General features: G+C 64.5%; 16 protein-coding genes and 2 tRNA genes. 8 read left to right on the forward strand and 10 right to left on the reverse strand.

From position 1 onward, the window contains the following. Positions 1-175 precede the first annotated feature (175 nt). The 6 genes from clpX to LJ656_RS02235 all read left to right on the forward strand — a co-directional run bounded on the left by clpX (position 176) and on the right by LJ656_RS02235 (position 6,964). Positions 176-1,447, forward strand: coding sequence for an ATP-dependent Clp protease ATP-binding subunit ClpX (gene clpX, locus LJ656_RS02210; RefSeq protein ID WP_230507631.1), 1,272 nt, complete (start codon positions 176-178; stop codon positions 1,445-1,447). Positions 1,448-1,648: 201 nt separating this feature from the next. Then, positions 1,649-4,069 (forward strand): endopeptidase La, encoded by a 2,421-nt coding sequence (lon, locus tag LJ656_RS02215; protein WP_230507632.1) that lies wholly within the window; start codon positions 1,649-1,651, stop codon positions 4,067-4,069. 306 nt (positions 4,070-4,375) lie between these two features. After that, positions 4,376-4,648, forward strand: coding sequence for an HU family DNA-binding protein (locus LJ656_RS02220; protein WP_230507633.1), 273 nt, complete (start codon positions 4,376-4,378; stop codon positions 4,646-4,648). Positions 4,649-4,747: 99 nt separating this feature from the next. Next, positions 4,748-4,823: transfer RNA gene (locus LJ656_RS02225), tRNA-Val, on the forward strand. 43 nt (positions 4,824-4,866) lie between these two features. Further along, positions 4,867-4,943, forward strand: a tRNA-Asp gene (locus LJ656_RS02230). 86 nt (positions 4,944-5,029) lie between these two features. Then, positions 5,030-6,964 (forward strand): SurA N-terminal domain-containing protein, encoded by a 1,935-nt coding sequence (locus LJ656_RS02235; protein ID WP_230507634.1) that lies wholly within the window; start codon positions 5,030-5,032, stop codon positions 6,962-6,964. A 116-nt stretch (positions 6,965-7,080) separates the two neighbouring features. Here LJ656_RS02235 and LJ656_RS02240 read toward each other — a convergent pair whose 3' ends face one another. Both LJ656_RS02240 and LJ656_RS02245 read right to left on the reverse strand, forming a co-directional pair. Next, positions 7,081-7,425: a hypothetical protein gene (locus LJ656_RS02240; RefSeq protein WP_230507635.1), complete on the reverse strand. Its 345-nt coding sequence runs from the start codon at positions 7,423-7,425 to the stop codon at positions 7,081-7,083. 115 nt (positions 7,426-7,540) lie between these two features. After that, positions 7,541-8,245, reverse strand: coding sequence for an arylesterase (locus LJ656_RS02245; protein ID WP_230507636.1), 705 nt, complete (start codon positions 8,243-8,245; stop codon positions 7,541-7,543). Here LJ656_RS02245 and LJ656_RS02250 point away from each other — a divergent pair. After that, positions 8,244-8,930, forward strand: a complete 687-nt coding sequence (locus LJ656_RS02250; protein WP_230507637.1) for an ABC transporter ATP-binding protein — start codon at positions 8,244-8,246, stop codon at positions 8,928-8,930. The genes LJ656_RS02245 and LJ656_RS02250 overlap by 2 nt on opposite strands. 93 nt (positions 8,931-9,023) lie before the next feature. Here the strand turns inward: LJ656_RS02250 and pgi are convergent, their stop codons facing one another. The 3 genes from pgi to LJ656_RS02265 form a co-directional block, all read right to left on the reverse strand. Beyond that, on the reverse strand, positions 9,024-10,646 hold the full coding sequence (pgi, locus tag LJ656_RS02255) for a glucose-6-phosphate isomerase (protein ID WP_230507638.1): 1,623 nt from the start codon (positions 10,644-10,646) through the stop codon (positions 9,024-9,026). 176 nt (positions 10,647-10,822) lie between these two features. Continuing rightward, the gene (locus LJ656_RS02260; protein ID WP_230507639.1) at positions 10,823-12,505 is read right to left on the reverse strand and encodes an NAD(P)H-hydrate dehydratase; all 1,683 of its coding nucleotides are present in this window, start codon (positions 12,503-12,505) and stop codon (positions 10,823-10,825) included. Between the two features lie 115 nt (positions 12,506-12,620). Further along, complete coding sequence (locus LJ656_RS02265) at positions 12,621-13,916, reverse strand: FAD-dependent oxidoreductase (protein ID WP_230507640.1); 1,296 nt, start codon at positions 13,914-13,916, stop codon at positions 12,621-12,623. 317 nt (positions 13,917-14,233) lie between these two features. On the opposite strand from LJ656_RS02265, the gene purL reads away from it, so the two are divergent. Next, positions 14,234-18,316 carry a phosphoribosylformylglycinamidine synthase gene (purL, locus tag LJ656_RS02270; protein WP_230507641.1) on the forward strand — a complete coding sequence of 1,361 codons (4,083 nt, stop codon included), beginning with the start codon at positions 14,234-14,236 and terminating at the stop codon, positions 18,314-18,316. Between the two features lie 138 nt (positions 18,317-18,454). Here the strand turns inward: purL and LJ656_RS02275 are convergent, their stop codons facing one another. The 5 genes from LJ656_RS02275 to LJ656_RS02295 all read right to left on the reverse strand — a co-directional run bounded on the left by LJ656_RS02275 (position 18,455) and on the right by LJ656_RS02295 (position 22,399). Next, entirely contained in the window at positions 18,455-19,234 is a 780-nt protein-coding gene (locus tag LJ656_RS02275; protein WP_230507642.1) for a peptidylprolyl isomerase, read from the reverse strand. Between the two features lie 10 nt (positions 19,235-19,244). Further along, entirely contained in the window at positions 19,245-19,556 is a 312-nt protein-coding gene (locus LJ656_RS02280; protein WP_230507643.1) for a BolA family protein, read from the reverse strand. Position 19,557: 1 nt separating this feature from the next. After that, entirely contained in the window at positions 19,558-20,088 is a 531-nt protein-coding gene (locus LJ656_RS02285; protein WP_075299502.1) for a septation protein A, read from the reverse strand. Between the two features lie 195 nt (positions 20,089-20,283). After that, complete coding sequence (gene msrB, locus LJ656_RS02290; protein WP_230507644.1) at positions 20,284-20,706, reverse strand: peptide-methionine (R)-S-oxide reductase MsrB; 423 nt, start codon at positions 20,704-20,706, stop codon at positions 20,284-20,286. Between the two features lie 136 nt (positions 20,707-20,842). Beyond that, the gene (locus tag LJ656_RS02295; protein WP_230507645.1) at positions 20,843-22,399 is read right to left on the reverse strand and encodes a protein adenylyltransferase SelO; all 1,557 of its coding nucleotides are present in this window, start codon (positions 22,397-22,399) and stop codon (positions 20,843-20,845) included. Positions 22,400-22,451: the final 52 nt, after the last annotated feature.

Genomic DNA, 22,451 nt, shown 5'->3' on the forward strand with positions numbered 1-22,451 from the left:
CGTGGTCCGGTTGGAGTGGGGCAAAACCGCCAGCGGGTCGGTGGTGAAATGTTTAACTCCCGTCCGGGCGTCTACGGCACACGCCGTCATCCTGCTCACGTTCCCCGTCTTGCCCGAACTGCGGGGCGGGGGCAAACGGCGTATCATGTAATTCAGTCCGGAGGCTCACACATCTATGGCGGACAAGAAAGGTTCTAACAGCGAAAAGCTGTTGTATTGCTCGTTTTGCGGCAAGAGCCAGCATGAAGTGAAGAAACTGATTGCTGGCCCGTCGGTATTCATCTGCGATGAATGTATCGACCTGTGCAACGAAATCATCCGCGACGAAGCTGCGGGTGCCGGTATCGAGACGGGCTTGTCCAGGTCCGATCTGCCCACGCCGCAGGAAATCCGCGAAATCCTCGACCAGTACGTGATCGGTCAGGAACGCGCGAAGAAGATCCTCGCCGTTGCGGTCTACAACCACTACAAGCGCCTGAAGCATCTCGACAAGAAGGACGAAATCGAGCTGTCGAAGAGCAACATTTTGCTGATCGGCCCGACCGGTTCCGGCAAGACGCTGCTCGCGCAGACGCTCGCGCGCCTTCTGAACGTGCCGTTCGTGATTGCCGATGCAACCACGCTGACGGAAGCCGGCTATGTCGGTGAAGACGTCGAGAACATTATTCAGAAGCTGCTGCAAAATTGTAATTACGAAGTGGACAAGGCTCAGCGCGGCATTGTCTATATCGACGAAATCGACAAGATCAGCCGCAAGTCCGACAACCCGTCCATTACGCGCGACGTGTCGGGCGAGGGCGTGCAGCAGGCGCTGCTGAAGCTGGTCGAGGGCACGATGGCGTCGGTGCCGCCGCAAGGTGGCCGTAAGCATCCGAATCAGGACTTCATCCAGGTCGACACCACCAACATTTTGTTCATCTGCGGTGGGGCATTCGACGGCCTCGAGAAGGTCATCGTCGATCGTACCGAGAAGACCGGGATCGGCTTCGGCGCGAGCGTGAAGAGCAAGCAGGACCGCGACGCGGGCGAAGTGCTGCGCGAAGTGGAGCCGGAAGATCTGATCAAGTTCGGGCTGATTCCGGAACTGATCGGCCGTTTGCCGGTGGTCGCTACGCTCGGCAAGCTCGACGAAGCAGCGCTGATGAAAATTCTCGTCGAACCGAAGAACGCGCTGGTCAAGCAGTATCACAAGCTCTTCAACATGGAGCGTGTGGAACTCGAAATCCGGCCGGCCGCATTGCAGGCTGTCGCTCGCAAGGCGATTCGCCGCAAGACCGGTGCACGCGGCTTGCGCTCGATTCTGGAACAGGCGTTGCTCGAAGTGATGTACGACCTGCCGCAAATGAAAGGCGTTAGCAAGGTTATCATCGACGACAACGTTATCGATGGCGACGGCAAACCGCTGCTGATCTACGAAGACGCGCCGAAGGTCGCGGGTTCGAACTGATCGGCTTTAAGAATCTGCGAAAAAGGCCGTTCATGGCGACGTGAACGGCTTTTTCGTTTATCGTGTGGTCAGGTTGGTTGTTTTCACAATGGAGTCACTGAACCTTCGGATTCACTGAACTTTTCCCACACGCGAAGGCTTGCAATATTTTCTGCTGGCCTTACCTATCGAACGAACTGATTCCACTCATGGGGAAATGAAATGTCAGGAACCCAACTCCTCCCGCCGGAACGCATCACGTTGCCGCTGCTCCCGCTGCGCGACGTAGTCGTCTTCCCGCACATGGTGATTCCGCTCTTCGTAGGCCGCCCGAAGTCGATCAAGGCTCTCGAAGCAGCGATGGAAGGCGGCAAGCACATCATGCTCGTCGCCCAGAAAACGGCTGCGAAAGATGAGCCGACCGAAAAGGACATGTACGAAGTAGGGTGTATCGCCAACATCCTGCAAATGCTCAAGCTGCCCGATGGCACCGTGAAGGTGCTCGTCGAAGGTTTGCAGCGCGCGAAAACGCTTTCCATCGAAGAACAGGAAACGCAGTTCTCGTGCGAAGTCATGCCGCTCGAACCCGACCACGCCGACAGCGCTGAAACCGAAGCGCTGCGTCGCGCGATCGTGTCGCAGTTCGATCAGTATGTGAAGCTGAACAAGAAGATCCCGCCGGAGATCCTGACCTCGCTGTCGGGTATCGACGAAGCCGGGCGTCTGGCCGACACGATCGCCGCGCATCTGCCGCTCAAGCTCGACCAGAAGCAGCACATCCTCGAAATGTTCCCGGTGATCGAGCGCCTCGAGCATCTGCTCGCGCAACTCGAAGCCGAGATCGATATCCTGCAGGTCGAAAAGCGCATCCGTGGACGCGTGAAGCGTCAGATGGAGAAGAGCCAGCGCGAGTACTACCTGAACGAACAGGTCAAGGCGATCCAGAAGGAACTCGGCGAAGGCGAAGAGGGTGCGGATCTCGAAGAACTCGAGAAACGCATCACGGCTGCGCGCATGCCGAAGGAAGCGAAGAAGAAGGCCGACGCCGAGCTGAAAAAGCTCAAGCTGATGTCGCCGATGTCGGCGGAAGCGACGGTCGTACGCAACTACATCGACACGTTGATCGGCTTGCCGTGGCGCAAGAAGAGCAAGGTCAACAACGACCTGTCGAATGCGGAGCGCGTGCTCGACGAAGACCACTTCGGCCTCGAGAAAGTGAAGGAACGCATTCTCGAGTATCTCGCGGTCCAGCAACGTGTCGACAAGGTCAAGGCGCCGATCCTTTGCCTCGTCGGGCCCCCGGGCGTCGGTAAGACTTCGCTCGGTCAGTCGATCGCGCGTGCGACGAACCGCAAGTTCGTGCGCATGGCATTGGGCGGCGTGCGCGACGAAGCCGAGATCCGCGGTCACCGTCGTACGTACATCGGCTCGATGCCGGGCAAGATTCTGCAAAGCCTGACCAAGGTCGGCGTGCGCAATCCGCTCTTCCTGCTCGACGAAGTCGACAAGATGGGGCAAGACTTCCGCGGCGATCCGTCGTCGGCATTGCTGGAAGTGCTCGATCCGGAACAGAACCACACGTTCGCCGATCACTACGTCGAAGTCGACTTCGATCTGTCGGATGTGATGTTCGTTGCGACGTCGAACTCGCTGAACATTCCGCCGCCGCTGCTCGACCGGATGGAAGTGATCCGTTTGTCGGGTTACACGGAAGACGAGAAGGTCAGCATCGCGCAGCGTTATTTGTTGCCGAAGCAGAAGAAGAACAACGGTCTCAAGGAAGGCGAGATCGAAGTGACCGAAAGCGCGATCCGCGACATCATTCGCTACTACACGCGTGAAGCGGGCGTGCGTTCGCTCGAGCGTGAAGTGTCGAAGATCTGCCGCAAGGTCGTGAAGATGCTTCTGCTGAAGAAGGCCGAAGGCGCGGTGAAGGTCGACGGCAGCAATCTCGACACCTTCCTCGGCGTGCGCAAGTACGACTTCGGTCTGGCCGCGAAGGAAAATCAGGTTGGCCAGGTCACGGGTCTCGCGTGGACGGAAGTGGGCGGCGATCTGCTGACCATCGAAGCCGCGGTGATGCCGGGCAAGGGCAATGTGATTCGCACGGGTTCGCTCGGCGACGTGATGAAGGAATCGGTCGAGGCAGCTCGCTCGGTCGTGCGTTCGCGCTCGCGTCGTCTCGGCATCAAGGACGAAGCGTTCGAGAAGCAGGACATCCACATCCACGTGCCGGAAGGCGCGACGCCGAAAGATGGTCCTTCGGCCGGTATCGCGATGACGACCGCGCTGGTGTCGGTGCTGACCGGTATTCCGGTGCGTGCCGATGTCGCGATGACGGGCGAAATCACGTTGCGTGGCGAAGTGCTGCCGATCGGCGGTCTGAAAGAGAAGCTGCTGGCCGCGCATCGCGGTGGCATCAAGCTCGTGCTGATTCCGGAAGAGAACGTCAAGGATCTAACGGAAATCCCGGACAACGTGAAGAACGCGATCGAAATTGTGCCGGTCCGCTGGATCGACAAGGTGCTCGAACTCGCGCTCGAACGTGGGCCGCAGCCGTTGCCGGAAGAAGAGCCGAAGCCGTCGGCGCCTGTCGCGGCCGAGCCGGGCAAGGATGCCGCGACGGATGTCGTGAAGCACTGAAGCCAGCTACGCTCGAGCAACTGTTAGTCAGACGGTTGTTCGCCGAAGCAAAAAACCCGCGGTCTCGGCCGCGGGTTTTTTTATTTGTACCGGCGCCGTGAATTGCACCGTCACAGTCGCCCACCTTTGCGCGGCAATATGCGGTCATAAAAGTATTCCTCTAAAACTGCCCCGATCCGGCTCAACCCTTGTTGACACCGCGCTATCGGCTACTTCTAATGAGGCGGCCCGGCGCTACTGCCGGCCACGCTGAGCCAGGTGCTGTAAAGCACTGCCACAATTGCCTATAAACATACGGGGTTTGGAATGAATAAAACGGAATTGATCGATCACATCGCACAGCAAGCCGACATTTCGAAGGCCGCGGCAGGCCGTGCGCTCGATGCTGTGATCGCCGGCGTCAAGAGCACGTTGAAGAAGGGTAGTTCGGTCACGCTGGTTGGTTTTGGCACGTTCGTGGTCGGCAAGCGCACCGCGCGCACAGGTCGTAATCCGCGCACCGGAGCCGCGATCAAGATAAAGGCAGCGAAAGTTCCTAAATTTAGGCCTGGCAAAGCTCTGAAGGATGCGCTAAACTAATTGACTTGCTGCTTGAGGAATTGCTTGAAGCCGGTCCGCCGGAAAAGGTAATTCGGATTTGATTCAAGCGGTGACAGCGGAAGCACTGGATCATGAAACGGGTGCTTAGCTCAGTTGGTAGAGCGGCGCCCTTACAAGGCGTAGGTCGGGAGTTCGAGCCTCTCAGCACCCACCAGTTTCTGATTAGTAGCAGTGCTTCAGCAGCAAGCGCAGTATAAGGAGTGGTAGTTCAGTCGGTTAGAATACCGGCCTGTCACGCCGGGGGTCGCGGGTTCGAGTCCCGTCCACTCCGCCAGTATCCACGAAAGGCGAACTCCGGTTCGCCTTTTTTATTGCCCGCTGTTGTAAGATCGGGCGTTCTGTTTTTGGCACCCCTCACGCATGCTCGATTTCTTCCGCAATCACCAACGCCTGATGATGTTCATGCTCATCCTCGTCATTTTGCCGGGGTTGGGTTTTGTGGGTATTCAGGGCTTCCGCGGCTTCTTTGACGAAACTGCCAACGTCGCGAGTGTCAACGGTCACAAGATCACGCGCGCGGAGTACGACGACGCGATGCGTCAGCAGCTCGATCGCGCGCGTCAGATGCTCGGCACGCAGTTTGACATGAAGACCTTCGATACGCCGGAGCGCCGTCGTCAGATGCTCGACGGCATGATCGAGCAGCGCGTGCTCGCCGACGAAACGCAGCGGCTGCATCTGACCGCGTCGGACGAAGCCGTGCGTCGCACGCTGATGGCCGATCCGGTGATCTCGTCGTTGAAAAATCCCGACGGTTCGATCGATCTCGATCGCTACAAGCAGTTGCTGGCGATGCAGGGCATGACGCCCGACCAGTACGACGAGCGCGTGCGCTACAGCCTGTCGATGCAGCAGTTGCCCGCCGCGATCCAGGGCAGCGCGTTCACGCCGAAGACGCTCGCGCAGCATCTGACCGAGCTGGCCGAACAGCAGCGTGAAGTGCAGGGTATCGCGTTCCATCCGCGCGATTACGCGGCGAAGATCCAGCCGACCGACGCGCAACTGCAAGCGTATTACGACGCGCATCGCAACGATTTCGCGACGCCGGCTACTGCGACGATCCAGTATCTGGTGATGTCGCCGGCAACGCTGGCCGCGTCGGTTGCGCCGAGCGACGCCGATCTGAAAAAATTCTACGAAGAAAACATCGCGCACTTTCGCACCGAAGGTCAGGTGCGCGCGAGCCACATCCTGATCGTCGCACCGAAGGACGCGAGCGCGGCCGACAAAGCGAAGGCGAAGCAGAAGGCTGAGGAACTGCTCGCGCAGATCAAGGCGCATCCCGACCAGTTCGCGCAGATCGCGCAGCAGAACTCGCAGGATCCGGGCTCGGCGCCGAAGGGCGGCGATCTCGGTTACTTCGGCCGCGGCATGATCGCGGGCGGCCAGGCATTCGACGATGCGGTGTTCGGGCTGAAGAAGGACGAAGTCAGCGGCATCGTGCAGACGGACTTCGGTTTTCACATCATGAAGGTCACCGACGTAAAGCCGCCGGTCACGACGCCGTTCGAGCAGGTCAAGGACCAGATCGCGCGAGACCTGAAGACGCAGCTCGCCACCAAGGCATTCACCGAGGGCTCGGAAGGCTTCACGTCGCTGGTTTATGAAAAGGCGAAAAGCCTGCAGCCGGCCGCGGACAAGTTCAAGCTGCAGATCCAGACCGCGACGGTTACGCCGCAGCCGGATCCGAAGCTGCCGGCCGACAGCCCGCTGAATAATCCGAAGTTCCTCGCGGCCGTGTTCGCGAACGACTCGGTGACCGCGCGCAACAACACGCAAGCCATCGACGTCGGCAACAACACGCTGATCGCAGCGCGTGTGACCGACTTCAAGGCCGCAGCCGTGCCGGCATTCGACGCGGTCAAGGACGCGGTGCGTCAGCGCGTGATCGCCGCGCAGGCGAGCGAAGCCGCGCGTAAGGATGGCGTCGCGAAGCTCGCCGAGTTCGAGAAGTCGAAGACGACCGCCGGTTTCTCGTCGCCGCTGAAGGTTTCGCGCAACGACGCGCAGGGCGTGCCGCCGGAAGCGCTGAGCGCAATCTACAAGGTCGATGCGAAAAAGTTGCCGGCCTATGTCGGCGTCGATCTGGGCGACGACGGTTACGCGATCTATCGCGTCAACCAGGTCGTGGCCGGCGCGCCGGTCGATGAGCACCGTCTGGCTGCTGCCCAGCAACAGATCGCTCAGGTCGATGCGCAGTCGCAAGCCGAGGCGTACGTGAAGGCGCTGCGTGAGCGCTCGAAGGTGAAGTTCTACGGCTCGGTCGACACCGCCGCGCAGACCGCGGACCAGTAAGCAGACCAGAGCAGGACAGAAGGCGTTGCTCGCCGTCAGAAAAAAGCCCCGCAATCGCGGGGCTTTTTTCATCGTGCGCCCGGAATCGGCGCGCTGTCGCAACGGCTGCGTCAGCTTCACAGACAACCGCTGATCGCGCCCGTCGCATCGCCGCCGGCGCCGCCGCTACCCGCGCGGAAGCCGACCCACGTGCCCTTGCCGGTGTACGACGGCCGCACCACCGCGGCGGCGCCGTTAGGCGGCTGCTGACCCGGCACGTAGACGTCCATCGCCTGATCGTTGGCGAGGGTGGTTTGCGAGACCACTTGTTGCTGCGACTTGTCCGCCCATTTCTGCGCGATGCAGCTGGCGACCGCGCGCGGCGCTTGCTGGCTTTGCCCGACCGATTGAACGCCAGCGGGCGGTTGTGCGGCGCAAGCCGAGATGGCAACCGTCAAACCGATGAGTGGTAAATATTTCACGTTATCTCCTCAGAAGTCGCTCAGGAATGAGCCGGGGTGCGGGATGGCGAAGGCGTCGCTTCGGCTGTTGCGATCCGCGTCCCCTTAGTTCGGGAAACAAGTTGTTAGCAGGTTTTCAGTGCGGCGAACTTGTGCGAAGAAGTGGCTTCAGAGTGGGCCACACGTTGTTCAGCAGCACGGGCTGTGCCTGCTGGTTCGGATGAATCTGATCGGCCTGGAACATGTCCGGTTTATCCGCGATGCCGGCCAGCAGAAACGGCACGAGCGGCACCTTGAACTCCTTCGACAGTTGCCCGTAGAGCCCGTGGAACTTCTGCGTATAGTCGGGGCCGTAGTTCGGAGGCACGTACATGCCCACCAGCACGACCTTCGCGTGCCCCTGCTGCGCCTGTTCGATGATCGTGCGCAGGTTCTCTTCGGTGGTCGCGAGCGGCACGCCGCGCAATGCGTCGTTCGCGCCGAGTTCGACGACCACGATGCGCGGCTTCAAACGTTCCATCAACGCGGGCAGACGCGCGCGGCCGCCGCTTGTCGTATCGCCGCTGATGCTCGCATTGGCGACGCTATAATCGATTCGCTCCGCGGCGAGGCGCTCACGCATCAAGGCGACCCAGCCCGTATCGCGGGGCAGGCCGTATTCGGCGGAGATGCTGTCGCCGAGCACGACGATCACCGGCTTCGCGGGGTCCGGCGCATTGGCCGCATGAACCGGCAACGGCAACGCAACCAGCGCGGCGGCCATCATCGTGGCGCCGCATGCAGCGCTCAGCGCCGCGGCGCGAGGGACGAGGGCGCGCACTTTCAACCTACGCTTCACCATGCCAAACAGAACTGATCCAGTCATTGAAGTGCGGGGTTTGTGCAAGAGGGTTAAGGATGCAACGGGCGAACTGACGATTCTCGACGACATCGATCTGGCGATCGACGCCGGCAGCAGCGTCGCGATCGTCGGCGCATCCGGGTCGGGCAAGTCTACGCTGCTCGGCTTGCTCGCGGGTTTGGACAGCGCGAGCGCGGGCTCGGTTCGACTGCTCGGCAGCGAGCTCGGCGAACTGGACGAAGACCAGCGCGCGGCGCTGCGCAGCGGCTCGGTCGGCTTCGTGTTCCAGTCGTTTCAATTGATGCCGCATCTGACCGCGCTCGAAAACGTCACGTTGCCGCTCGAACTGCAAGGCGGGATCAGTACGCGCGAGGCTGCCCAGCGCGCGCGCGAACTGCTCGAACAGGTCGGGCTCGGCCAGCGCACCGGCCATTATCCGAAGCTGTTGTCGGGCGGCGAGCAGCAGCGCGTCGCGCTGGCGCGCGCGTTCGTCACGCGTCCGGCGATCCTGTTCGCCGACGAGCCCACCGGCAGTCTCGACGCGGCCACCGGCCACGCGGTCATCGATCTGATGTTCGAGATGAATCGCGCGCATGGCGCGACGCTGGTGCTGGTCACGCACGACATCGAGCTGGCGCGCCGCTGCGATAAGACAGTGACGATCGACGCGGGCCGGCTCGCGTGATCCACGCCCGCTGAGCAAAAACAAAGCGGGCCGTAGCCCGCCTGGTTTATTGCATCTCACGCGCACTCATACGCACTCACGCGCGCGCCACTCTCACCGTTTCAACGCCGCTCGCGCGCGCGCGATCAACGCCGACGTCGACGAATCGTGCTTGTTCGCATCGACGCTCGCGGCGGTCAGATCGGCCTCGACCACCTTGCCGAGAATCTTGCCGAGCTCGACGCCCCACTGATCGAACGGATTGATGTTCCATACCGACGCCTGCACCAGCACCTTGTGCTCGTACAGCGCGATCAATGCGCCGAGCGTACGCGCGGTCAATGCATCAAGCAGCAGCGTCGCGGTCGGCCGGTTGCCGGGGAACACGAGGTGCGGCGCGAGTTCTGGTTTGTCTGGGCCGGCCACTTTCTTCGCTTCTTCGAGCGTGCGGCCGAGCATCAGCGCCTCGCTTTGCGCGAAGCAGTTCGCCAGCAGCTTCGGATGATGGCTCGCGAGCGGATGTTCGGGCGTGAGCACCGCGATGAAATCGATCGGCACGATCGTCGGACCTTGATGCAGCATCTGGAAAAACGCGTGCTGGCCGTTGGTGCCGGGCTCGCCCCAGGTGACCGCCGAGGTCGGGTAATCGACCATCGCGCCGTCGAGTCGGGCGGACTTGCCGTTGCTCTCCATTTCAAGCTGTTGCAGATACGACGGCAGGAAATGCAGCGCCTCCGAATACGGCGCAACCAGATAGCTCTGCGAGCCGAAGAAGTTGCGATACCAGATGCCGATCATGCCGAGCAGCACCGGCAGATTCTTTTCGAGCGGCGCGTCGCGGAAATGCTGGTCCATTGCATTCGCGCCGGCCAGCAGTTCCTCGAACTGTTGCGGGCCGACCGCGATCATGATCGACAGACCGACCGCCGACCACAACGAATAGCGGCCGCCGACCCAGTCCCACATTTCGAACACGTTCTCTTTCGCGATGCCGAACTTGACGACTTCGGCGGTGTTCGCCGACACGCCGACGAAGTGCTTCGCGAGCGCGCTTTCCGGGCAGCCCTTGCTGACGAACCAGTCGCGCAGCGAGCGCGCGTTGGTCATCGTCTCGAGCGTCGTGAATGTTTTCGACACGATGATCGCGAGCGTCTCTTCCGGATCGATCTGCTGCATCACGTTGTACAGATCGGCGCCGTCGACGTTCGACACGAAATGCGTGGCGATATCCGGGGTGGCAAGATGATGCAGCGCGTGCACGACCATCTTCGGACCGAGGTCCGAGCCGCCGATACCGATGTTCACCACATGGCGGATCCGCTTGCCGGTATAGCCGGTCCACGCGCCGCTGCGCACCTGTTCGGCGAATGCGGCCATCTTCTTGCGCTCGGCCTGCACTTCGGCGAAGAACGGTGCGTTCGGGTCGGTTGCGCGCAAGGCGGTGTGCAGCGCCGCGCGGCCTTCGGTCGGGTTCACCACGTCGCCCGCGAACATCGCGTCGCGGCGCTTTTCGACGCCGGCTTCGCGCGCGAGCTGCACAAGCAGTTGCAGGGTTTCGTCGGTGATGCGGTGCTTCGAGAAATCGGCTGCGAGACCGCCGCCGGCGAACGTGAAGCGTTCGGCGCGGGTGGGCGCGGGATCGTTCTCGGGGGCGAACCAGTCGCGCAGATGCGCATCGCGAATCTTGTCGTAATGCGTTTGCAGCGAGGACCAGGAGGGGAGCGAGTTCTGGGTCATAGCGTCCGTCTAACCAAGGGGCACGAAGGAAGGCGCGCGCATCACGCGCGGCCGAGAATGATGCGATGCAGTCAGAGCGATGCTACGCGACCGGATTCGGCGATGGATTACTAACAATCGATCCGGCGCGCGGCGCAGACATTCAGTATAGCGGGGATGCGCGACAAGCCGCCCGGTTAAAGCGGATAGAACAGACGGTTCAGCAAGGTCCGCACCATCGGCGCGAGTTCGCCGGCCGTCAGCCCCGCGGGACCATGACCTTGCGCGGTCAGCGTGTCGGCGGCGAGGCCGTGCAGGTAGACGCCGGCGAGCGCCGCTTCGTAGCGCGGCAGATGCTGCGCGAGCAGCGCGCCGATGATGCCGCCGAGCACGTCGCCGGTGCCGCCCGTCGCGAGCGCGGCGTTGCCGGTCGGGTTCAGCGCGAGCCGGCCATCGGGCGCGGCGACGATCGTGCCGACGCCTTTGAGCACGACCACGCTGGCGAAGCGCGCGGCGAGCGCGCGCGCGGCGGCGAGGCGGTCGCGCTGCACGCTGTGCGCATCGCTGCCGAGCAGACGCGCCGCTTCGAGCGGATGCGGCGTCAGGATGCACGGATCGCCTTGCACGCCGCGCGCGGTCAATCCGGCGGCAAGCGCCGGGTCGTTCGCGAACAGGTTCAGCGCGTCCGCGTCGAACAGTTTCGGGACGTCGAGGGCCAGCACGTCGTGCAGCACCTTCGTCGCGCGTTCGCGCTGTCCCATCCCGCAGCCGATCGCGAGCCCGTCCATCCGGTCAAGCGGCAGCGTATCGACCGGGTGCAGCATCAGTTCGGGGTGCGGCGGATCGTACGGCGGTGCGCCTTCGCCGAGCAGCGCGACGTGGACTTTGCCGGCACCGCTGTAAAGCGCGGCGCGCGCCGCGAGGATCGGTGCGCCGCACATGCCGGTGTCGCCGCCGACCACCGCGAGACTGCCGAAGGTGCCCTTGTTGGTCGCGAAGTCGCGCGGCGGCATGAACGGGGCGAACAGTTCGGGCGCGTTCAGCTGGATCGCCGCGCGCGGGGTGTGCCGGGTGTTGCCGGCATTGCCGTTGGAGCTGCCGCTGGCGTCGCCGCCGGCTGAGGTGCCCGCACCGTTGCCGTTGCCATTGACGCCCTTGCTCAGCCCGATCGGCGCGACCGTCACCTGACCGGACAGATCGCGCCCCTGCGCGGTAAACAGCCCCGGCTTCGCGCCGATGAACGTGATCGTATGGGTCGCGTGGACCACCGCCGCGCCCGGGCCGCCGATCACCGCGCCGGTGTCGCTATCGAGCCCGCTCGGCACATCGAGCGCGAGCACCGCGCCCTGGCTCAAGCGGGCCTTCGTGCGTTGCGACAACTGCCGGGCCATGACCGCAAACACGCCGTCGAGCTCACGCGCGAGACCGATCCCGAACATCCCGTCGACGAGCCAGCCATAACCGTCGAGCGAGGCGGGCGGCGCCGCGTCGATCGGCACGCCCGCGGCGCGCGCGGCGTCGAGCGCCCAGCGCGCGTCGGCCGGTTTCACTTCGACCGGCATGCAGACTTCGACCGCGATGCCGGCCTTGTGCAATTGCGTCGCGACCACGAGCGCGTCGCCGCCGTTGTTGCCGGGGCCGGCGGCGAGCCACACGCGCTGCTGCGACTTGATCACCGACGTATCCGCGGCGATCCGTTCGAGCAGCCAGCGCGCGGCCGCGTGACCGGCCCGCGCCATCAGCGTGTGTTCGGGCAGCGCCGCGGCCGCTTGCGCTTCGGCGATCCGCAGATCGGTCAGCGTCAGTAGCGGCAGCGCGCGCGGGGTGGAGGGCGCGAGTGGATCGAGCAGGATCGGCAGCGAGTTGTCGGCGTCTGTCATGGCGGAATCTGGCGAGGCGCCCGCGGCGACGCGGGCAGTCGGGTGAATCGCTATGGTAGTGCCGATGGACGTGCGCTGCGTGGGTGTTTCGCTGCGCGCGCAGCGAGGCGGGGATTTACCGGAAGCGTTCCGGCCGCAACGCGGCGAGCGTGTCGGACGGCAGCGCGGGCGTCTGCCCGGACACCAGTTCGGCGATCAGCTGGCCCGCGCCGCACGCGAGGCCCCAGCCCGCCGGCCCATGCGCGGCATTGACGAACAGGCGCGGGTGCAGCGCATTGCCGATCACCGGCAAGCCGTCCGGCGACAGCAGCTTCACACCTTCCCACGGCAGCGCGGCGGAAATCCGAGCGGCGCCCGGAATCCAGTCGTGGGTCGCCTGGCCGAGCAGCGCGAGCGCTTCGCGGGTCAGCGCGTCGCCGAGCGGCTTGTCGACCTGGCCGGCGCCTTGCAGCACCGCGCCGCCGGCGATCCGCAGCCGGTGATTCATCCGGCTGATGCCGATCCGCTTGACCGCATCGACGATCGCCACATGCGGCGCGAATTCCTCGTGTGCGATCGGCGCGACCAGCGAATGCAGCCGCAGCGGATGCAACGGCAGTTGCAGCCCGGCGCGTTCGAGCAGCGCGAGGCTACCGTAGCCGGCGGCGACCACGACCGCATCGGCCTGGATCACGTCGACCTCGCGCGAGCGCGACCCGTTTTCGCGCGACGCCAGTTCGACCGCCGCGCGCTGGCTGTCGAGACGGATCGAAGTCGCTTCGCGACCCGCCATGAACTGCACGTCGCCCTGGTTATCGAGCACCTGCTTGATGAGCTTGGTAAAGAGCGGGCAGTTGGCGGTGCGCTCGTGCTCGAACAGCACGCCGCCGGCGAATTCCGGCCCGGTCGGCACCGCATGCTCGAAGGCCGCGCACTCGGCCGGGCTCAGCACGTGATGCGGCACTTCGAACTGGCGCAGCAGATCGAGCGCGCTCGCGCTCTGTTCCCACTCCTGCGCGGCGCGCACCAGATACAGAATGCCGCTCGCCTGTTCGAATTCGAGGCCGAAGCGGCTCTCGACGTCGGCCATCGCTTCGCGCGACGCTTCGATCAGCGGCCGCAACAGCGTGTATTGACGGGCGAACGCGGCCGGCTCCTGCCACTCGGCCAGCTGCTTGACGAACTGCCGCGCGGCGCCGTTGAAACCGGCCTTGTTGATTACCCCGTTTTTCGCGTTGTGGCGGCTCGCCATGAAGGTCGGGCCGAACCAGACGTCGAGCGGCGTCGGCAGCACGTTGCCGCCCTGGCCGTAAGTGGCGCCTTGCGCGACGGTCGCGTGACGCTCGACCACGCAGACCCGGTGGCCGGCCGCGCGCAACTGGTAGGCGGTGGCGACGCCCGCTATCCCGCCGCCGATGACGATGACATCCATTGCTCTGATTCGATGTGCCGGCGGGCGGCTCGCGCGCGCACCCGCTGGTTGTGACATGCGGCGCGCCGCGTTGCGTGAGCTTTTTCGCGCGCGCCGATCTGGTGAAAACGCCGAATGATAGCAGTCAAACCGCCCGCCCGGCGACGCGGCGGGCAGCGCCGGGCAAGCGTGCCGGCGCACCGAAAAGCCCCGGCCGACGCACCGCGAGGCCCGTTGGAAGCGCGTTCCCGGGGTATAATCCCGCACTTCCTTTCCGCCTCACGTCGCCTGCATGCGCGACTCCCCGGCATCATTGAGCGACGCAACGTCCAAGTCCCATGGCCCACTTCTCGTGTTTCCCCGGCGCTTCGGCCCTTTCCGATTTCCGTCAAACCCGTCTGCTCGAAACGCTCACGCGTATCGATCCGAATATCACCGGCGTGCGCGGCCAATACCTGCACTTCGTCAACGCGCAAACGCCGCTGTCCGCTGAAGACAGTGCGAAGGTCGCGGCGCTGATGCATTACGGCGATCCGTTCGAAGAGGGCAAGGAACGCGGCGCGGCCGAAACCTTCCTCGTGGTGCCGCGCTTCGGCACGGTGTCGCCGTGGGCCAGCAAGGCTACCGACATCGCGCATCTGTGCGGTCTGACCCAGGTGCGCCGGATCGAGCGCGGCGTCGAGTACACGGTGGTGCTGAAAAGCGGCCTGCTCGGCGGCAAGAAGACGCTGTCCGACGAAGCGCGCGCGGCGGTCGCCGCGGCGCTGCACGACCGCATGACCGAAAGCGTCGCGCCGTCGCGCGACCAGGCGATGCATCTGTTCGACGAACTGCCGGCCAAGCCGCTGCAAACCGTCGATGTGCTGGCGAGCGGCCGCGGCGCGCTCGAAGCCGCGAACACGGAACTGGGCCTCGCGCTCGCCGACGACGAAATCGACTACCTGGTCGACGCGTTCACGAAGCTTGGCCGCAACCCGACCGACGTCGAACTGATGATGTTCGCGCAGGCCAACAGCGAGCACTGCCGCCACAAGATTTTCAACGCGGACTGGACCATCGACGGCGAGAAGCAGGACTTGTCGCTGTTCAACATGATCCGCAATACCGAGAAGCTCAATCCGCAGGGCACGATCGTCGCGTATTCGGACAACTCGGCGATCATGGTCGGCGCAATGGCCGAGCGCTGGTTCCCGCGCACGCCGGAGCAGGGTGACGCGAACCCGTTGCCCCAACACTACCAGCGCCGCGTGGAACTCACGCACACGCTGATGAAGGTAGAAACCCACAACCACCCGACCGCGATCTCGCCGTTCCCGGGCGCCGCGACCGGCGCCGGCGGCGAAATCCGCGACGAAGGCGCGACCGGCCGCGGCGCGCGTCCGAAGGCGGGTCTGGCCGGCTTCACGGTGTCGAACCTCGAACTGCCGGGTGGGGTGGAAAGCTGGGAGAACGCGCGCGACACCGCGCAGCCGCTCGCCCAGCGCAATCCTGCCGACCAGCACGAAGCATATGGCCGCCCGGACCGCATCGCGTCGCCGCTGCAAATCATGATCGACGGCCCGCTCGGCGGCGCCGCGTTCAACAACGAATTCGGCCGCCCGAACCTCGGCGGCTACTTCCGCGCGTATGAGCAGAATGTCGGCGGCGTCGTGCGCGGCTATCACAAGCCGATCATGATCGCGGGCGGCATCGGCAACATCTCCGACCAGCACACGCACAAGCACGATCTGCCGGAAGGCTCGCTGCTGATCCAGATCGGCGGCCCGGGCATGCGCATCGGGATGGGCGGCGGCGCCGCGAGTTCGATGGCGACCGGCACCAACACTGCCGAACTCGACTTCGACTCGGTGCAGCGCGGCAACCCGGAAATCGAGCGGCGCGCGCAGGAAGTGATCAACGCATGCTGGCAGCTCGGCGACAAGAATCCGATTCTAAGCATCCACGACGTCGGCGCGGGCGGTCTGTCGAACGCGTTCCCGGAAGTGGTCGACGGCGCCGGCAAGGGCGCGGTGTTCGAGCTGCGCAAGATCCAGCTCGAGGAAAGCGGGCTTTCGCCGCGCGAAATCTGGTCGAACGAAGCGCAGGAGCGCTATGTGCTGGCGATCGCGCCGGCCGATCTGCCGGCTTTCGAAGCGATGTGCAAGCGCGAGCGCTGCCCGTTCGCGGTGATCGGCACGGCCACCGCCGAGCGTCAGCTCAAGCTGATCGACGCCGAGACGCCGGAAAGCGCGCATCAACCGGTCGACATGCCGATGGAAGTGCTGCTCGGCAAGCCGCCGCGCATGCATCGCGACGTCAAGCGGGTCGAGCGCAAGTTCGAACCGGTCGACGTGACCGGCCTCGCGCTGGCCGAGGTCGCGCAGAGCGTGCTGCGCCACCCGACGGTCGCGAGCAAGTCGTTCCTGATCACGATCGGCGACCGCTCGGTCGGCGGCACGACCGCGCGCGACCAGATGGTCGGTCCGTGGCAGGTGCCGGTGGCCGACGTCGCGATCACCACGCTCGACTACGCGGGCTTTGCCGGCGAAGCGATGACGATGTCCGAGCGCACGCCGCTCGCGGTCATCGACGCGCCGGCCTCCGGCCGCATGGCGGTCGGCGAGGCGATCACCAACATCGCGGCGGCGCCGATCGCGTCGCTCGATAAACTCAAGCTGTCGGCGAACTGGATGGCCGCGTGCGGCGCGCCGGGCGAAGACGCGGCGCTGTACGACACGGTCAAGGCAATCGGCATGGAACTGTGCCCGGCGCTCGGGATCGGCATTCCGGTCGGCAAGGATTCGCTGTCGATGCGCACCCGCTGGGAAGATCGTGGCGTTGCGAAGGAAGTGGTCGCGCCGGTGTCGCTGATCATCTCGGCGTTCGCGCCGGTCGAAGACGTGCGCAAACATCTGACGCCGCAACTGCGCCGGATCGGCGAAGTCGGCGAAACGGTGCTGATCGCGATCGACCTCGGTCGCGGCAAGCATCGCCTCGGCGGCAGTATCCTCGCGCAGGTTACCCAGCAGGTCGGCGACACGGTGCCGGACGTCGACGATCCGCAAGACCTGAAGCGCTTCTTCAACGCGATCCAGGCGCTCAACCAGAATGGCAAGCTGCTCGCGTACCACGACCGCTCGGACGGCGGCCTGTGGGCGACGGTGTGCGAAATGGCGTTCGCGGGTCACGCGGGCGTGTCGCTGAACGTCGACATGCTGGTGCTCGACGCGAACCACGAATCCGATTTCGGCGACGCGAAGGACTGGGCGAAGCAGACCAGCGGCCGTCGCGACGACCGCACGCTGCGCGCGCTCTTTAACGAAGAGCTCGGCGCAGTCGTGCAGGTGCGCGCGGCCGATCGCGACGCCGTGCTCGGCGCGCTGCGCGAACAAGGTCTGTCGGCGTGCTCGCACGTGATCGGCAAGGTCAACGAGCGCGACGTGATCGAAATCTATCGCGATGCGAAGAAGATCTACGAAGCACCGCGTGCCGAGCTGCATCGCACGTGGAGCGAGGTGAGCTGGCGGATCGCGCGTCTGCGCGACAACCCGGCTTGCGCCGATGCCGAATACGACGGTCTGCTCGACGCGGCCGATCCGGGCATCACGCCGGTGCTGAGCTTCGATCCGGCGCAAGACGTCGCCGCGCCGTTCATCGGCAAGGGCGCGCGTCCGCGCGTCGCGATCCTGCGCGAGCAGGGCGTGAACTCGCACCTCGAAACCGCTTATGCGTTCTACCGCGCGGGCTTCGATGCGCACGACGTGCACATGAGCGACCTGCTGGCGGGGCGTGCAAACCTGGCGGACTTCGCCGGCGCGGTCGCGTGCGGCGGCTTCTCGTACGGCGATACGCTGGGCGCCGGCGAAGGCTGGGCGAAGACGATTCGCTTCAACGCGCAACTGGCCGACATGTTCGCAGCGTTCTTCGGCCGCGCCGACACGTTCGCGCTCGGCATCTGCAACGGCTGCCAGATGATGAGCAGCCTCGCGTCGATGATCCCGGGCGCCGAAGCATGGCCGAAGTTCACCCGCAACAAGTCGGAGAAATTCGAAGCGCGCTTCTCGCTGGTCGAAGTGCAGAGCTCGCCGTCGATCTTCTTCGCCGGCATGGAAGGCTCACGCATTCCGGTCGCGGTCGCGCACGGCGAAGGTTTCGCGGACTTTTCTCAGCAGGGCGATGCGGCGAAGGTTGCGGTGGCGATGCGTTACGTCGATCACCGCGGTCAGGCGACCGAGCAGTATCCGTTCAACCCGAACGGCTCGCCGGACGGCATCACGTCGGTCACCACGGCCGACGGCCGCTTCACGGTGCTGATGCCGCACACCGAGCGGGTCCATCGCGCGGTGCAGATGAGCTGGCATCCGGAAGGCTGGGGCGAGGGCGCAACGGACGCGAGCCCGTGGCAGCGCGTGTTCCAGAACGCACGCCGCTGGCTCGGTTGATCGCGTAGGGAGTTGCCGCTCGAGCGGCGGTGACTCCCGGCTGAACCTCCGCGGACCTCGGCTGAATTTCAGCGGGGCGATGCAGCAAATAAAAAAAGCCGCCCGAGGGCGGCTTTTTCACATCCGGAGTTCGCAGACTTACTGAATCTTCGCGTTCTTGCGCAGATTCTCTTCGAACGCCTGCAGCTTTTCCTGCTGGATCTGCTGGACGATCTGCGCGCGCACCTGCTCGAGCGGCGGCGGCGTGACCGCGCGGATGTCGTCGACGCGGATGATGTGCCAGCCGAACTGCGTATGCACCGGCGTGTCGGTCATCTGGCCTTTCTGCAGATGCGTGGCCGCTTCCGCGAACTCGGGCACATAGGCCTTCGGGTCCGACCAGTCGAGGTCGCCGCCGTTCTTGCCCGATCCCGGATCCTTCGAATACTGCTTGGCCAGCTCTTCGAAGCTTGCGCCGCCCTTGATCTTCGCGATCAGGTCTTTAGCCTGCTGCTCGTTGTCGACGAGGATGTGGTGCAGATGGAATTCCTTGCCGCCGGCGTCCTTGACGAGCGCGTTGTAGCGCGCGGTGACTTCCGCGTCGGTCGGCTGGTTGTTCTTCACGAAGTCTTCGATCAGCGCGCGCAGCACCACCGTCTGCTGGGCCACCGCGATTTGCGCTTTGATGTCCGGACGATTCGGCAGGCCGCGGCGCAGCGCTTCCTGCATCAGGATCTCGCGATTCACGAGTTCTTCGCGCACAGCCATCTGCAACTGCGGCGTGTTCTGCTGGCCTTGATGAACCAGTTGTTCGATCAGCGCGTCGGCGCGCGATTTCGGAATCGGCGTGCCGTTCACGACGGCGATGTTCTGTGCGAATGCAGGTGCGGCCGCGAATGCAGCCAGCAATACCCAGAGGCGGGTTTTCTTCAAGGTCATCGAAAAGTTCCTAGCGGGGCAACAAAGCAAATTCTTCGGGCGTATACGCCGTGATGGCAAGGGCATGAATGCCGCGCTGCATGGCATCGGCCAGCGCATCATACACCATGCGATGCCGCGCCACGCGGGGCTTACCGGCAAAAGCTACCGCCACGATCGTGACGCTGAAATGACCGCCGGCGGCCGCGCCGGCATGGCCGGCGTGCTGCGCGCTGTCGTCGCTGATGCGGATCGACTCGACCGGCGCGAGCGCGGCGGTCAGGCGCGCTTCGATCAGCGCCGCGCGCTCGGCGGTGCTCGCGTGCATGAACAGGTCGCTCATCTCATTCTTCCTTCATGTACTTCGACAGCCACAGACTCTGTCCGACGATGAACACCAGCAGACAGCCGGTGGCGCCGAACAGCTTGAAATTGACCCATTGATCGGTCGTGTAGTGATACGCGACGAACAGGTTGAGCAGGCCGAGCAGGACGAAAAAGATCGCCCAGATGATGTTCAGCTTGCCCCAGATCGCGTGCGGCAGCGTGATCTGCTTGCCCATCATCGCTTCGATCAGGTTCTTGTTGAAACCGAGCTGCGACACCAGCAGCGCGACCGAGAACGCCCAGTACAGCACGGTCGGCTTCCACTTGATGAAGGTGTCGTTGTGCAGCACGAGCGTCGCGCCGCCGAACACGGTGACGACGCCGAGGCTGACCCACAGCATCGGGTCGACCTTGCGGTGGCGGAACGCCACCCACGCGATCTGCACCAGCGTGGCGACGATCGCCACTGCCGTCGCCGTGAAAATGCCCCAGATCTTGAAAGCGACGAAGAACAGGATGATCGGAAACAGATCGAACAGAAATTTCATTAGCTGGTCGGGAGGTCGGAGAGTGAATCGAGCCGTGGAGGGCGGGTTAGCGGGCGCGGCGCGCGAAGTTGGCGGGCGCTCTCGCGCGCAAAAAAAGCCGCGGCACCCAGTAGGCGGTGGCGGCACGCGGTGGCCGCGGCGCGTGCCCGCGCCGCTGGGCATTCGTCCACGGCCCGTTGTGGCTCAGTTCGCGCGTTACTTGGGCTCGAATTGTAACGCAGCCGAATTGATGCAGTAACGCAGGCCGGTCGGCGCCGGGCCGTCCTCGAACACGTGACCCAGATGCGCGCCGCAGTTTTTGCACTGCACCTCGATGCGCAGCATCCCGTGGGAGCGGTCGGTCTTCTCGGCGATCACCTCGCCGTTGATCGGCCGGAAGTAGCTCGGCCAGCCGCAGCCGGCGTCGAACTTGGTGTCCGATTCGAACAGCGGCGTGCCGCAGCACACGCAGTCGTAGACGCCGAGTTCCCAGTGGTCGCTATAGCGGCCCGTGAACGGCCGTTCGGTGGCCGCATGGCGGGTCACCTGATATTCGATGTCGGACAGCTGCTCGCGCCACTCGGCGTCGGTTTTCTGTACGGCCGGGGCGTCCTGCTTGAGATCGTCGGGGTTGCTCATGGTCGGTTCCTGTCTCGGTTGTCTCGGTTGTCTCGGTTGTCTCGCGGGTTTGCTTCGTGCAGGCGGTGAACGGCTGGTTGACCGGGGCCGTGCTCCGCGCAGCGGGCGGGTGCCGATGCGCGAGCGCGTACCCGCGTCACGACGAACAGCTCACTTCGAGCGAACTCGCCCAGTCGGGCGGCAGGCCTGCGTACGCTTCGTACTCGGGCTGTTCGTCGAACGGGCGGCGCAGCACGTTGGCGAGCCGTTCCACTTCGGAGAAGTCCTTTTCCTTCGCGCGTTGGATCGCCGTTTCCGCCAGATGGTTGCGAAGCACGAATTTGGGGTTCACGCGGTTCATTGCAATGGCGCGCGCGGCGTCGTCGCGGCTCTCTTCGGCCAGGCGCGCGCGATAGTCGGTCGCCCACGCGTCGAACGCGGCGCGGTCGAGGAACAGGTCGCGCACCGGCGCGTCGCCGTTCGCATCGTGTTTCGACACGCGCGCGAGGTTGCGGAACGTCAGCGTGAAATCCGCGCGGTTCGCGTGCATCGCTTCGAATAGCCGGTTGACCAGCGCGTCGTCGCCGTCGCGCGTTTGTTCGAGGCCGAGCTTCGCGCGCATACGGTTTTCGAGCGCCGGCGCGAAGCGCTCCTTGAAGCCGGCCAGCACGCGCTGCGCGTCCTCGATCGCGCGCTCGCTGCGCACGCTTTCGTCGTGCTGCTCGCCCAGCAGCGGCAGCAGTCCCTGCGCGAGGCAGAACAGGTTCCAGTAAGCGATCTGCGGCTGCATCCGGTACGCGTAGCGGCCCTGCGAGTCCGAGTGATTGCAGATGTGTCCGGCGTCGAAGCCGTCCATGAAGCCGAACGGACCGTAGTCGATCGTCAGACCGAGGATCGACATGTTGTCGGTATTCATCACGCCGTGACAGAAGCCGACCGCCTGCCACTCGACCATCAGGTCCGCGCTCGATCGCACCGCTTCGCCGAGCAGCGCGAGGTACGGATCGTCGGCTTGCCGGCAATGCGGATAAAACCGCTCGATCACGTGATCGGCGAGCGCGCGCAACGCGTCGACCCGGTCGTTCGCATAGAAGTGCTCGAAGTGGCCGAAGCGCACGAAGCTCGGCGACACGCGCGTGACGACCGCGGCGGTTTCGATGGTCTCGCGCCGCACCGGCTGATCGGAGCCGATCACGCACAGCGCGCGGGTGGTCGGAATGCCCAGATGATGCATCGCCTCCGAACACAGATATTCGCGGATCGACGAGCGCAGCACCGCGCGGCCGTCGGCCATGCGCGAATACGGCGTGCGGCCCGCGCCCTTCAACTGCAATTCGTAGCGCTGGCCCGCGTGTTCGAGCTCGCCCAGGCCGAGCGCGCGGCCGTCGCCGAGCTGGCCCGCCCACACGCCGAACTGGTGACCCGAATACACGGACGCATACGGCAGCGCGTCGGCCGGCCACGCGCGCGTCGCGTTGCCGCTGAACAGGTCGAGAAAGCCGGGATCGCGTTCGATGCCCTCGGGCAGACCGAGTCGCGCGGCGGTGTCGGCCGAGAAGCCGACCAGATACGGCGCGTCGAGCGGCGCGGCGGGCAGGCGGGTGAGGAAGGTGGCGCCGAGCCGCGCGAACGCGTCGGCCGGGGGCGTGGCGAGTGTGGTGGAAAGATCCGTCAAAGCTGCGGATGAGCCTGCAATGCTTGGGGAAAACGACATATTGAGCGCCTCTGGATTAGCCGATATTGTAAGTCCGCGCCAGCGGCGCTGC

Source organism: Paraburkholderia sejongensis (assembly GCF_020880815.1).
GTDB lineage: Bacteria > Pseudomonadota > Gammaproteobacteria > Burkholderiales > Burkholderiaceae > Paraburkholderia > Paraburkholderia sejongensis.

What these genes read in the sequence shown, in the direction of transcription:
- clpX (WP_230507631.1), top strand. Translation starts at nt 176, where the DNA reads ATGGCGGACAAGAAAGGTTCTAACAGCGAAAAGCTGTTGTATTGCTCG.
- lon (WP_230507632.1), top strand. Translation starts at nt 1,649, where the DNA reads ATGTCAGGAACCCAACTCCTCCCGCCGGAACGCATCACGTTGCCGCTG.
- LJ656_RS02220 (WP_230507633.1), top strand. Translation starts at nt 4,376, where the DNA reads ATGAATAAAACGGAATTGATCGATCACATCGCACAGCAAGCCGACATT.
- LJ656_RS02235 (WP_230507634.1), top strand. Translation starts at nt 5,030, where the DNA reads ATGCTCGATTTCTTCCGCAATCACCAACGCCTGATGATGTTCATGCTC.
- LJ656_RS02250 (WP_230507637.1), top strand. Translation starts at nt 8,244, where the DNA reads ATGCCAAACAGAACTGATCCAGTCATTGAAGTGCGGGGTTTGTGCAAG.
- LJ656_RS02245 (WP_230507636.1), bottom strand. Translation starts at nt 8,245, where the DNA reads ATGGTGAAGCGTAGGTTGAAAGTGCGCGCCCTCGTCCCTCGCGCCGCG.
- pgi (WP_230507638.1), bottom strand. Translation starts at nt 10,646, where the DNA reads ATGACCCAGAACTCGCTCCCCTCCTGGTCCTCGCTGCAAACGCATTAC.
- LJ656_RS02260 (WP_230507639.1), bottom strand. Translation starts at nt 12,505, where the DNA reads ATGACAGACGCCGACAACTCGCTGCCGATCCTGCTCGATCCACTCGCG.
- LJ656_RS02265 (WP_230507640.1), bottom strand. Translation starts at nt 13,916, where the DNA reads ATGGATGTCATCGTCATCGGCGGCGGGATAGCGGGCGTCGCCACCGCC.
- purL (WP_230507641.1), top strand. Translation starts at nt 14,234, where the DNA reads ATGGCCCACTTCTCGTGTTTCCCCGGCGCTTCGGCCCTTTCCGATTTC.
- LJ656_RS02275 (WP_230507642.1), bottom strand. Translation starts at nt 19,234, where the DNA reads ATGACCTTGAAGAAAACCCGCCTCTGGGTATTGCTGGCTGCATTCGCG.
- LJ656_RS02280 (WP_230507643.1), bottom strand. Translation starts at nt 19,556, where the DNA reads ATGAGCGACCTGTTCATGCACGCGAGCACCGCCGAGCGCGCGGCGCTG.
- LJ656_RS02285 (WP_075299502.1), bottom strand. Translation starts at nt 20,088, where the DNA reads ATGAAATTTCTGTTCGATCTGTTTCCGATCATCCTGTTCTTCGTCGCT.
- msrB (WP_230507644.1), bottom strand. Translation starts at nt 20,706, where the DNA reads ATGAGCAACCCCGACGATCTCAAGCAGGACGCCCCGGCCGTACAGAAA.
- LJ656_RS02295 (WP_230507645.1), bottom strand. Translation starts at nt 22,399, where the DNA reads ATGTCGTTTTCCCCAAGCATTGCAGGCTCATCCGCAGCTTTGACGGAT.